The following is an 11,794-nucleotide window of genomic DNA, read 5'->3' as shown; positions in this document are numbered from 1 at the left end:
CGCGAGCCTACTGGGCGTAATCCTCGGGATCACGCTCGGTGGCAGTGCCTTCGGGGTCCGATGCCGAGGGGCTCTCGTCGCCGCGTTCCCCGCGATCCGCGGAGTCACCGGCCGGCTCACCGCCGTCGTCGCCCGACGGCTCATCGAACGGCTCCGCGAAGCCCTCCGGCCCTGCGAAGTCCTCGGGTTCGCCGCCCGGCTCGGATTCGCCGAGGTCCCCTGGTGCGCCGAGGTCCCCTGGTTCGCCGGACGCCTCCGGTTCGCCGAACGGCGCGGATTCGCCGGCGACCGCATCGACGAGGTCGTCGTCGATCAACTCGTCGGCCAGCGGCGGCGGTGGCGGCTTGGGTCTGCGTCGCCGCGGCCGACGCCTGATCCCGCCGGTCATCACCACCGTGACCCAGCCGACGACGGCGAACCAGAAGAAGACGCCGACCAACAACGCGCCCTGGTCGACACCGACCTCGCCGAAGTTGCCCAGCTGCCCACTTCCGCCATACGCGAGCAGCGACATCGTCAGCGCCCCGGCCACCGATGCGGCCAGCAGCTTGCCCATCGCCGGTATGAGCGGCAGCGGGTGCCGCGCGCATTGTTGACCGACGGCCACGCCCGAGGACGCCCCGACGATGAGCAGCGCGACCCACACCGGGCCCAGCGGCGGCGTGGGGGCCGCGGCCAGGATCGGCAGCGCCGGGATGTCCCCGCCGAACACGGTGAAGGAGCTGAACGTCGCAAAGCCGAGGTGGGCGCTGGACCCGACCGCGACCGCCGACGTGCCGACGATGACGTTCGGTGCGTACAGCAGCGACAGCACGGTGATGCTGAACTGACCGAAGATGGAGTCGGTGATCCCGAAGAGGTCCTGCATCGTCGCCCAGTGCACAACCAGCGATCCCGCTGTGACCAGACCGGACAGCCCGACGAGCGCCAGGACTCCGGCCGTCGCGGCGCGCAGCGCGTCAGCGAGCCAATTGGGCAGCGGCGAAGCCGCCAGCGCGCGGCGCCCCACCCGCGACCACACGCCGATCGCGGCGCCGACGGCGTGCACCACCGCAACGCTGGTGAACGCCCGCAGCGCGCTGGGGGTCTGCAGCTCGGTGATCACCGAGGACGCGTCATGGATGACTGCCAGCGCGATCGCGGCCAGCAGCAGCGGGCCGCCCAGCGCCGAGGCGACAACCCAGCGAACGACCAGCCAGGACGAGTGGACCGAGGTGGCCCGCGCCGTGCTGCGCGCGGTTCCCCACACCATTAAAAGGATGGGCAGCAACGGCAGCACGCCCAACTCGCGTCCGCCGATCGAAATCGGCACCCGGTGCACGCCGAGCCAGATGCTCGCGATGGCGCCCGATGCGCCGGTCATGTCGCTGTTGGCGATCAGCAGCTGGAGCAGCGTCACCGCGGCGATGATGACGAGTGCCACCACGGCTGGGCCGAATGCGACCCTGACGAGGTCTCGCGCCTGGCGCGCGCCCGCTGCGGGGTTGTCCTCCACCCGTGTCACTCTTGGCGCACCTGCCCGACTAGGCGCGAGAGCCCACTGTTAAGACGGCGCCGGCCCAGGTGGCGAGGACGGCGACTGCTGCTCACCGGTTTGGTTCGAGTAACTGGCCGTGGGCGAACCGCCGTCAGACCCGGCGCCTTCCCCGCCCACCGACGGCGGGGGGCTGAAGCTCGGGAAGCCGGTCGGCGGCGTGGACGGTCCCTGCTGGGTCGACGGCTGCGGTCCGGTGTGCGACTGCTGGGCACCGAAACCGCCTGTCGTCGAGATCGCGCTCTGCGTCGGCCCCTGGTTGCCATAGCCCCCGTAGTGCGACCCGTACCCCTGTGGCGGCTGCGGCGGGTTGTGTCCCGCGTGCTGCTGGGGCTGTTGACCGTAGTAGCCGGGTTGGGCGCCGTACTGCCCGTACTGGCCGCCGTACTGTCCGTACTGCGCGTAGGGGTCGTACTTGGGCCGAGGCGCCGGCGCGGTGACGACGCCGGCTTCCAGCAGAATCGCGACGACGGCGGCGATGGCCTGCAGCACGCTGGCCGCCACCAGCGGCCACATCGCCCAGCCGATAGCGAAACCGGCCGGCGTGTTGATCGTCTCGGAAATCGCGATCAATGCGCCCAAAACAGCGACTGCCGCGACGACCCCGGCGTAGTTCTTCGCCTTGGGCAGCAGGCCCAGCCCGGCGAGCAGCGCGGCCAGCACGGCGACCACGACCGCGGTGCCGGCGTCACCAGCACGTCCACCGGAGGCCGCGCCGAGGTCGGCGCCGAGGGTGAACGTCGGGCCGAAGTTCAGCAGGTACACCGCCAGGCCGAGCACGACCACCGCGATGTTGAGGTACAGCGGGAGTTTGCTTTCGCCGTCGTCGGTCTTGGCGAACGACGGTGTGGCACCCGGATAGGAACCGCCGGGCTGCGATGGCGGATATCCGGGATTACCGGGCGAGTAGGTCATAACTCCTCCTGTTGCTTCCGGTGCCGTGCAGACACCGAGCGGCGCGCCACGCCACCGTTGCAGTGCCACGTCGGGCTCCCGGCTCCGTGTCACCGATGCCAAGATTTGCCCGCGCGTGCTTACGACGCGATCGAACAACCACGCTAGCGCACGTTCGGCCGCCCGTGCCGGAGCGACCGGCGGCGCTGCGCGACCGATACCGCACGCCGGCTTCGGCATCGTCTGCACCCACCCGCTTGCTCAGCGTAGGTAGAACACGTTCTAATTCTGTCCATGGATTACGGCCTTGTGCTTTTCACCAGCGATCGTGGCATCTCCCCAGCGGCAGCCGCCAAGCTTGCCGACGACCACGGCTTTCAGACCTTCTACGTCCCCGAACACACCCACATCCCGGTCAAGCGCGAAGCGGCCCACCCCACCACGGGTGACGAGTCGCTGCCCGACGACCGCTACATGCGCACGCTGGACCCCTGGGTCAGCCTCGGCGCCGCGTGCGCGGTGACGTCACGGGTGCGGCTGTCCACCGCGGTCGCGCTGCCGGTCGAGCACGACCCAATCACGCTGGCGAAAAGCATCGCCACCCTCGACTATCTGTCGGGCGGGCGGGTCAGCCTGGGCGTCGGGTTCGGCTGGAACACCGACGAATTGGCCGACCACGGCGTGCCGGCCGGGCGCCGCCGCACCTGCCTGCGCGAGTACCTCGAGGCGATGCGGGCGCTGTGGACGCAGGAGGAAGCCGAATACGACGGCGAGTTCGTCAAGTTCGGCCCCAGCTGGGCCTGGCCCAAGCCGGTGCAGCCGCACATCCCCGTGCTGGTGGGTGCCGCCGGCAACGAGAAGAACTTCAAGTGGATCGCGCGCAGTGCCGATGGCTGGATTACCACGCCGCGCGACTTCGACATCGACGAACCGGTGAAGCTGTTGCAGGACACCTGGGCTGCCGCGGGCCGCGATGGCGCTCCGCAGATCGTGGCCCTGGACTTCAAGCCGGTGCCCGAGAAGCTGGCGCGCTGGTCCGAGATCGGCGTGACCGAGGTGCTGTTCGGTCTGCCGGACAAGCCCGAGGACGAGATCGCCGCCTACGTGGAGCGATTGGCCGGCAAGCTGGCCGCGTTGGTGTGACGGGGCGTCAGCCCAGGGTGGCGCGGTTGTCCTTTGCCGTCGGCCGCACCACGATCGAAGCCCCGAGCGGCTCGCCGTCGCTGAGTAGCCCGACCAGATCGGGGTCCTCGGTCAAAGCCAGGAACCGGCTGCCGTCGTCGTCCAGCCGGCCCATGATGATGCCGGTGTGCACCGGCCAGTCGTAGCGCACGGTGTAGGTCTCGACGGTGGCGGGACCGTCGGCCTTGACCGTCACCGGCATCTTGGGACGAGCGGCGACCTCGGCGCGCAGGGCGGCACTGTTGCCGGGCTTCCAGTCCGACGGCGTCGTCGAGTACACCCCAACGGAGTACTTGCTCATGATTCCGCCGTTGGCCGCGACCAGGCCGAATTGACCTGGGCGGTCACGCATTTCGCTGACCGTCTCGGCGATGCCGTGCAGTGAGTAATTGTTGCCCGGTCCGCCGAAGTACGGCAGGCCGCCGGTGAGCGTCAGCCCGCGGGGATCGTCGGTGGCCAGACCCGTCCCGTCGCAGAAGTTGAACACCGGCACCGGGAAGCAGCTGTAGAGGTCGAAGGTCGAGACGTCGTCGATGCCGATACCGGCGCCGGAGAGTGCTTCCTGGACCGCCAGCACCGAGGCCGAGTTGTGGGTCAGATCGACCCGGTCCAGCAGCGGCTGGTCCACCATGTCGGCGTGGCCGTTCAGGTACACCCAGCGTTCCTCGGGGACGCCGAGCCGACGGGCGGCGGCCACCGACATCAGCAGCGCGGCCGCACCCTGGTTCACCTGGTCGCGGGCCAACAGCAGCCTGGGGTACGGATCGCAGATCATCCGGTTGGACGCGGTCACGGTGATGAGCTCATCGACGGTGCGCTCCACCGGGGAGGACGCGAACGGGTTCTTCGCGGCCACCTTGGTGAACGGGGCGAACAGCTCGCCCATCTGGCGGCGGTAATCGGCGACGCTCAAGCCCAGCCGGGCACGGCGCGCGTTCTCCAGCATCCCGTACTGAGCCGGCGCGCCGATGAGGCCGTGCGCGATGGTGTAGTCGTCGAAGAGGCCGTCGTAGCCGAAGCCCCGGTCCTCCAGCGACCCCTCGACCGTGTCGGAATGATCCGGCTTCTCCCGATCGGCGAAATACCGGATGCTGGAAGTGTTTTCGGAGCCGAAGATCATCACGACCTCCGCCTCACCCGCGGCGATGACGCCGGCGAACTCGGTCACCAGATGCTGGGGGCCCTGGCCGCCGATGGGCTCCAGAATCGCGCGGTCCGGTGCCGCGCCGATGCGCTTGGCCACCGACCGCGGGTAGTTGTTGGACTTGCCCATCGGCGCGGGCGTGCGCCCGGACAGCTCGAACTGCCGGATCCCGGCGACGGTGTCGATGGCCGCGGCGACCGCGGTGGCGTCGGCCCCGCAGTCGTGCAGTGCGGCCTGCGCCGCTGCCGTCGCCAGTTCCACCGACGACATGCCCCGGTAGCCGGAGTCCTCGATGCGTTCAGTGAACTGCCCGACGCCGACGACGACAGGGGTGCGTGGATCGAGAGTCACGAGCGCAAATCCCTACAGGCTCTTCAGGATCTCCCGGGCCAGCGCCGCCGTCTCCGACGGAGTCTTGCCGACCTTGACGCCGGCGGCCTCGAGGGCTTCCTTCTTGGCGGCCGCGGTGCCCGACGAGCCGGACACGATGGCGCCGGCGTGGCCCATCGTCTTGCCTTCCGGCGCAGTGAATCCCGCGACGTAGCCGACGACCGGCTTGGACACGTTGGCCTTGATGTAGTCGGCCGCACGCTCTTCGGCGTCACCGCCGATCTCACCGATCATCACGATGACCTTGGTCTCGGGGTCCTTCTCGAACGCCTCGATCGCGTCGATGTGGGTGGTGCCGATGACGGGGTCACCACCGATACCGATCGACGTGGAGAAGCCGAAATCGCGTAGCTCGTACATCATTTGGTAGGTCAGGGTGCCCGACTTGGACACCAGCCCGACCGGGCCGGATCCACTGATGTTGGCGGGCGTGATGCCGGCCAGCGCCACGCCGGGCGTGATGATGCCGGGACAGTTCGGCCCGATGATGCGCGTTTTCTGGCCCTTGTCGACGTTGTAGGCCCACGCATATGCGCTGTCCTGCACCGGAATTCCCTCGGTGATGACCACCAGCAGCGGGATCTCGGCGTCGATGGCCTCGATGATGGCGTCCTTGGCGAACTTCGGCGGCACGAAGACGACCGACACGTTGGCGCCGGTCTCCTTCATCGCCTCCGCGACGGTGCCGAACACCGGCAGCTCGACGTCCTTGCCTACCGGGTCCACGTGCGACACCGTGGTGCCGGCCTTGCGGGCGTTCACGCCGCCGACCAGGTTCGTGCCAGCCTTGAGCATGAGCGCGGTGTGCTTGGTGCCCTCACCGCCGGTGATGCCCTGGACGATGACCTTGGAATCTGCGTTCAGGAAGATCGACATTGGTTGGCTCCCTTACTTGTTCGCCAGCTCGGCGGCTTTGTCGGCTCCGGCGTCCATGGTCTCGGCCTGGATCACCAGCGGATGGTTGGCTTGGGCCAGGATGCGGCGGCCTTCGTCGACGTTATTGCCGTCGAGGCGCACCACGAGTGGCTTGTTGGCCTCGGCGCCGAGCATATTGAGGGCGGTCACGATCCCGTTGGCAACGGCGTCGCAGGAGGTGATCCCGCCGAACACATTCACGAACACGCTCTTGACCTGCTTGTCGTTCAGGATCACGTCCAGGCCCGCGGCCATCACCTCGGCCGACGCGCCGCCACCGATGTCCAGGAAGTTGGCCGGCTTGACTCCACCGTGCTTCTCGCCGGCGTAGGCGACGACGTCGAGCGTCGACATCACCAGACCCGCGCCGTTGCCGATGATTCCGACCGCGCCGTCGAGTTTGACGTAGTTGAGGTCGTGCTCCTTGGCCTTGAGCTCCAGCGGGTCGGTCGCGTCGCGGTCCTCGAATTCGGCGTGGCCGGGCTGACGGAAGTCGGCGTTGGCGTCGAGGGTGACCTTGCCGTCGAGCGCCAGGATCTGGTCGTCGGGAGTGCGCACCAACGGGTTGACCTCGACCAACGTGGCGTCTTCGGCGACGAACAGCTCCCACAGCTTGGAAATCGTGTTCGCCGCGGCGTCGAGCACCTCGGCAGGCAGGTGCCCCTGCTCGGCAATGGAGCGAGCGGTCGCCAGGTCGACGCCCTTGACGGCATTCACCGGCACCTTGGCCAGCCGCTCCGGCTTGGTCGCGGCGACCTCTTCGATCTCCATGCCGCCCTCGACCGAGCACATCGCGAGGTAGGTGCGGTTGGCGCGGTCCAGCAGGAAGGAGATGTAGTACTCCTCGGCGATATCGCTGGCCTCGGCAACCAACAGCTTCTTCACGACGTGGCCCTTGATGTCCAGGCCGAGGATGTTCTTGGCGTGTTCGTACGCGTCGTCGGGGGTTGCGGCGTACTTGACGCCACCGGCCTTGCCCCGGCCGCCGACCTTGACCTGCGCCTTGACCATCACCGGGGCGCCGACCTCGGTCGCGATTTCCTTCGCGCCCTCGGCGGTGTCGGTCACCCGACCGGGCGTGGTGGGCACATTGTGCTTGACGAACAATTCTTTGGCTTGGTACTCGAAAAGATCCATGGCTCCACGTCTTCGTATAGGCCTATTGGGTGTGCGGCACCGGATTCGGCGACTCGCACGGTGGAACTGTATCCACACACCCGACTACCGCTAACATCGCACCGGCCGATGTGGCACACCTCACGAGAACGATCAGCGGGTTAAACGTGATCCAGTTCACAATATGGACGGGATGGCGCCCCGAGGTTGCCAGCCCCATCGGCTAACCGTTACCTTCCTAGGGTCCAGATAACGGTATGGTCACGATACGAGGACATTTCAAGGTTGTCGCAGCATCGATTAGCTCGTTCGCCTGTCCTGGCTGGGACGCATCGTGCCTTGCGCGACCGCCGGGTCGCACTCCACCCCAATGAAGTCACCGAGATCCTGCCACTCGACGGGTTCGATCTCGACGACCTGGACTTCGCCGACGACAGCGTCGAACTGGGCGACCTCGACTTCAGCAACGACACCAGCTTCGACAACGCGGCGCAGGTGCTGCTGGCACCCGAACTCGACGATCTGGACGAGATCGACAATCTGATGCCGGTGCGGCTGGCGGCCCCCGCAGCCCATCGCGAGGTGCTGGTCCGGATGACCGCCCAGCTCGACACCGACCCGCTCTCCGGCGACCGGCACATCACCGACGTCATCGGTGTGGCCCCCCGCAGTGGACAGCACCGCAAGCAGCCGACCAGCGCCGCCCGCGGGCGCATGCTGATCTCGGCGATGGCCGCCGGTGCTGCCGCCGCGGCCGCGCACACCGCGACCAGTCACGCCGCGACGCCGGAGACCGAGACCGTGTTGACTGCCAACGCGTCGTCGCTCATGGGCGGCTCGGCCAGCGACGGCCCGCGCGGCGCCCAGGTGATCTCGGTCCAGCCCGCCGCGAACGTCGCGGTGCACAACGAGGAACTCGCCAAGGGCGTCGCCTTCGCCAACGACCGCGCCCAGCGCGAAGCGCGTCTGCAGCAGCCCCTCTACGTCATGCCCACGCACGGGATTTTCACGTCGAACTTCGGCTATCGCTGGGGCGTGCTGCACGCCGGCATCGACCTCGCCAACTCGATCGGGACACCGATCCTTGCCGTGTCCGACGGACTCGTCATCGACGCCGGCCCGACCGCCGGTTACGGAATGTGGGTCAAGCTGCTCCATGCCGACGGCACCGTCACGCTGTACGGCCACGTGAACACCACGCTGGTCAGCGTCGGTCAGCGGGTGATGGCCGGCGACCAGATCGCGACGATGGGCAACCGGGGCAACTCCACCGGCCCGCATCTGCATTTCGAGGTTTTGCAAGGCGGCAGCGAACGAATCGACCCCGTGCCGTGGCTGGCGAAACGAGGACTGTTCGTCGGCAATTACGCTGGCTAAGGTGACCGCGCCGAACGACCCACCTGATCCACCCGATCCGCCCTCCGAATCACGCACGCGGATCATTCGGCGTGCGCCCACCGGGCCGATACCCACCATTAAGACGACGCCGACGACGCAGATTCCGCGCCAGGTTCAGTCCGATCAGGACGCCACGCGCGCGGCTCCCCGCAGCGTTTCGCCCGCGCCGGCCGAGGAACCGAGCTCCAGGACTGCCGTCGCCGCCTGCGCGGTCAGCATCATCAGCGGCTGGGCGACGTCGGTGGTCGCCACGGACCTGATCGCCGGCTGGTGGCGAACCGATCGCCTGTTCTGCATCGCCGTGGCGTTTCTCGCCCTGGTCTTCGCGGCGGCCACGGTGTCCGGCGTCATCATGCTGTTGCAGCGTCGCGGCCTGGGGCGCTACCTGATCACAGCCGGCGCGGTGGTCGCGCTGCTCACCTACGGCGGCGTCTTCGTCGCCGGTGCCCGCGTCGCCTGGATCGTGCACGCCTTTCCCCTGCTGCCGATCGCCAGCGCGACGTTGGCGATGCATCCGCGCACCCGGCGCTGGCTGCGGGGCTAGCCCTTAGAGCTTGCTCACGGGGGCGTGGTTGTGCATCAGCTTGACCCGACCGGCGCTGCCGAAGTCGATCAGCGACATCGCCGATTCGCCGACGCCGGAGACCTCCTCGACCCGGCCCAGACCGTACTTGTCGTGGGTCACCCGATCGCCGGGTTGCAGAACCAGCGGCGGACGCTTGCTCGCCCCCGAGCGGGTCGGTGCGGCGCGCGGCGTCCCAAACCGGCCGGCACCGCTCACCGGCGCGCTGAACGACGGGGCCGGGGCGGTGCGCCGCCACTCGATCAGCTCCTGCGGCACCTCACGCAGGAACCGTGACTCGGGGTTGAGCATCGGCTGGCCCCAGGACGACCGGACGATCGCCCGGCTCAGGTAGAGCCGCTGTCGGGCCCGGGTAATGCCGACATACGCCAGCCGGCGCTCCTCGGAGAGCTCACGGGGATCGTCGAGTGCCCGCATGTGCGGGAACATGCCGTCCTCCCAGCCGGTGACGAACACCACCGGGAACTCCAAGCCTTTCGCGGTATGCAAGGTCATCAGCGTGACCAGTCCGGCGGCGTGATCGGGCAGGTCGTCGGTGTCGGCCACCAGCGATACCCGCTCCAGGAACGCCGCGAGCACACCGGTATCCGGCACATCTTCGTCAAACTCCGCCGTCTCGTCGAGCGCCGCCGCGTTGGCCTGATCGATGCTGAATTCGTGCGCGACACTGACGAGTTCGTTGAGGTTGTCCAGCCGGGCCAGCTCCTGCGGATCGGTGGACGCCTCCAGCTCAGCGCGGTATCCGGTGCGTTCGAGCACCGACTCGACCAGCCCGCCGAGGTCGTCGTCGAGGCGGCCGCGCAGCTCGTCGAGCAGCTCGACGAAACCCGTAATCGCCTTCTCGGCACGGGTATTCAGCATCGGCACTTTGCCTTCGGCGGCGGCGACCAAAGCATCGGCGAAGCTGGCGCCGGTGTTCTCCGCGTACACCGCCACACACGCCTCGGCACGATCGCCGATACCCCGGCGCGGCGTGTTCAGGATGCGCCGCATGCTGACCGCGTCGCCTGGGTTGTCCAGCACCCGCAGGTAGGCGACGATGTCACGAATCTCCTTGCGCTCGTAAAAGCGCACTCCCCCAACAACTTTGTACGGAATCCCGGCGCGGATGAACACTTCCTCGAAGGACCGTGAGGAGTTGTTGGTGCGATAGAAAACGGCCACGTCGTTGTAGGTGATCTCGCCGCGCTCGGCGAGCGCATCGATCTCTTCGGCGACGAACCTGGCCTCGTCGTGCTCGTTGTCGGCGACGTAGCCGACGATCAATTCGCCCGCCCCGGCGTCGGTCCACAGCCGCTTTTCGCGACGTCCGGAGTTGCGGGCGATCACCGAGTTTGCCGCGGACAGAATGTTCTGCGTCGAACGGTAATTCTGTTCCAGCAGAATGGTTGTCGCGTCCGGGTAGTCGCGCTCGAAGTCCTCGATGTTGCGGATGGTGGCGCCGCGGAACGCGTAGATCGACTGATCGGCATCGCCGACGACGCACAGCTCCGCAGGTGGCACATCGTCAGGTGAAGACTCTGATGACGCCTCGACGTCGCGTCCGACCAATTCCCGGACCAGCACATACTGGGCGTGGTTGGTGTCCTGATACTCGTCGACCAGGACGTGCCGGAACCGGCGCCGGTAGTACTGGGCGATCTGCGGGAAGGTCTGCAGCACCGCGACCGTCTCCCCAATCAGGTCGTCGAAGTCCAGCGCGTTGGCTGCCCGCAGTCGTCGCTGGTATTCGGCGAACACGCTCGCCACGGTGCGGGCCAGGTCGTCGGAGTCCTCGGACAGATTGGTCAAAGCCTGGTCGGGGTCGATCAACTCGTTTTTGAGATTGGAGATGGCATTGGACAGCAGTCGCGGCGAGTACCGCTTGATGTCCAGTCCCATGTCGCGGCCGATCATCTGCAACAGGCGGCGCGAGTCGTCGGCGTCGTAGATGGAGAAGTTGGAATTGAGGCCCTTGATCAGCGTGGCCTGATTACGAAGGATCCGCACGCAGGTCGAGTGAAACGTGGACACCCACATCGCGCGGGCGCGTGGGCCGACCAGCCGCACCACCCGTTCCCGCATCTCGGCGGCTGCCTTGTTGGTGAAGGTGATGGCCAGAATCTGACCGACCCCGACGCCTCGCGCGGCGATCAGGTAGGCGACCCGCCGCGTGAGCACCGCGGTCTTCCCTGAGCCCGCTCCGGCCACGATCAGCAGCGGCGAACCCTCATGCACCACCGCTTGGCGCTGTTGTGGGTTGAGTCCTTCGAGCAGCTGTTCTGCCTCGGGGGCGGGCTTGGCATCCGTCGCGTGCACACTCATGTCCGTCCAAATTTAGCGCCGCCCCCCGACGCGGGTTGGCCAAGGCCATCCGGCGTACCCGGGCCGACGGCCGAACGGCGTTCAAATGGCTTGCCGCATCCGGTGTTGCGCGCACCGGTCGGCCAGTGCCGAGACTACGGGGGTCGGGCACGAGTGGGCGGGACTTTCGCGCCCGCGGCGCTTAATTGTTCGTTTCCCTTACAACGGCGTGGGCGCGGTGCAATATCGACACATGCGGTCAGTTCGGGGGCGGATCGTTTTTGCGCCGATCCAGCCGTTAATGGCACACTCAAAAGGTGCTCAAGCTGCAGCGCCGTCGGCAAGTCTCCACTCG

General features: G+C 67.7%; 9 protein-coding genes. 3 read left to right on the top strand and 6 right to left on the bottom strand.

The window, feature by feature from the left end; all coding sequences use genetic code 11:
• Positions 1-7 precede the first annotated feature (7 nt).
• Together MNAB215_RS16170 and MNAB215_RS16165 are read right to left on the bottom strand one after the other, a co-directional pair.
• Positions 8-1,495: a cell division protein PerM gene (locus MNAB215_RS16170; protein ID WP_077079733.1), complete on the bottom strand. Its 1,488-nt coding sequence runs from the start codon at positions 1,493-1,495 to the stop codon at positions 8-10.
• Between the two features lie 48 nt (positions 1,496-1,543).
• Entirely contained in the window at positions 1,544-2,449 is a 906-nt protein-coding gene (locus MNAB215_RS16165) for a DUF5336 domain-containing protein (RefSeq protein ID WP_077079732.1), read from the bottom strand.
• Positions 2,450-2,722: 273 nt separating this feature from the next.
• Here MNAB215_RS16165 and MNAB215_RS16160 point away from each other — a divergent pair, with 273 nt between their 5' ends.
• The gene (locus MNAB215_RS16160; protein ID WP_077079731.1) at positions 2,723-3,571 is read left to right on the top strand and encodes an LLM class F420-dependent oxidoreductase; all 849 of its coding nucleotides are present in this window, start codon (positions 2,723-2,725) and stop codon (positions 3,569-3,571) included.
• Between the two features lie 7 nt (positions 3,572-3,578).
• On the opposite strand, the gene MNAB215_RS16155 is transcribed toward MNAB215_RS16160, so the two are convergent.
• The 3 genes from MNAB215_RS16155 to sucC are packed head-to-tail and all read right to left on the bottom strand — an operon-like array spanning position 3,579 to position 7,196.
• Positions 3,579-5,105, bottom strand: a complete 1,527-nt coding sequence (locus tag MNAB215_RS16155) for an acetyl-CoA acetyltransferase (protein ID WP_077079730.1) — start codon at positions 5,103-5,105, stop codon at positions 3,579-3,581.
• A 12-nt stretch (positions 5,106-5,117) separates the two neighbouring features.
• A complete protein-coding gene (gene sucD, locus MNAB215_RS16150; protein WP_077079729.1) occupies positions 5,118-6,020 on the bottom strand; it encodes a succinate--CoA ligase subunit alpha in 903 nt (300 codons plus the stop codon).
• Between the two features lie 12 nt (positions 6,021-6,032).
• Positions 6,033-7,196, bottom strand: a complete 1,164-nt coding sequence (gene sucC / locus MNAB215_RS16145) for an ADP-forming succinate--CoA ligase subunit beta (protein ID WP_077079728.1) — start codon at positions 7,194-7,196, stop codon at positions 6,033-6,035.
• Positions 7,197-7,514: 318 nt separating this feature from the next.
• Between sucC and MNAB215_RS16140 the strand changes: the two genes are divergently transcribed.
• Together MNAB215_RS16140 and MNAB215_RS29960 are read left to right on the top strand one after the other, a co-directional pair.
• On the top strand, positions 7,515-8,552 hold the full coding sequence (locus MNAB215_RS16140; protein ID WP_245830337.1) for a M23 family metallopeptidase: 1,038 nt from the start codon (positions 7,515-7,517) through the stop codon (positions 8,550-8,552).
• A gap of 1 nt (position 8,553) precedes the next feature.
• A complete protein-coding gene (locus MNAB215_RS29960) occupies positions 8,554-9,117 on the top strand; it encodes a hypothetical protein (RefSeq protein WP_077079726.1) in 564 nt (187 codons plus the stop codon).
• 3 nt (positions 9,118-9,120) lie between these two features.
• Here MNAB215_RS29960 and pcrA read toward each other — a convergent pair whose 3' ends face one another.
• Positions 9,121-11,460 carry a DNA helicase PcrA gene (gene pcrA / locus MNAB215_RS16130; RefSeq protein WP_077079725.1) on the bottom strand — a complete coding sequence of 780 codons (2,340 nt, stop codon included), beginning with the start codon at positions 11,458-11,460 and terminating at the stop codon, positions 9,121-9,123.
• Positions 11,461-11,794: the final 334 nt, after the last annotated feature.

Source organism: Mycobacterium numidiamassiliense (genome assembly GCF_900157365.1).
Taxonomy (GTDB): Bacteria; Actinomycetota; Actinomycetes; order Mycobacteriales; family Mycobacteriaceae; genus Mycobacterium; species Mycobacterium numidiamassiliense.
This window is presented reverse-complemented; position numbering and strand designations above follow the sequence as displayed.

Bases quoted from the DNA above. Each gene is read 5' to 3' on its own strand.
- MNAB215_RS16165 (WP_077079732.1), bottom strand. From the start codon at position 2,449: ATGACCTACTCGCCCGGTAATCCCGGATATCCGCCATCGCAGCCCGGC.
- MNAB215_RS16160 (WP_077079731.1), top strand. From the start codon at position 2,723: ATGGATTACGGCCTTGTGCTTTTCACCAGCGATCGTGGCATCTCCCCA.
- sucD (WP_077079729.1), bottom strand. From the start codon at position 6,020: ATGTCGATCTTCCTGAACGCAGATTCCAAGGTCATCGTCCAGGGCATC.
- sucC (WP_077079728.1), bottom strand. From the start codon at position 7,196: ATGGATCTTTTCGAGTACCAAGCCAAAGAATTGTTCGTCAAGCACAAT.
- pcrA (WP_077079725.1), bottom strand. From the start codon at position 11,460: ATGAGTGTGCACGCGACGGATGCCAAGCCCGCCCCCGAGGCAGAACAG.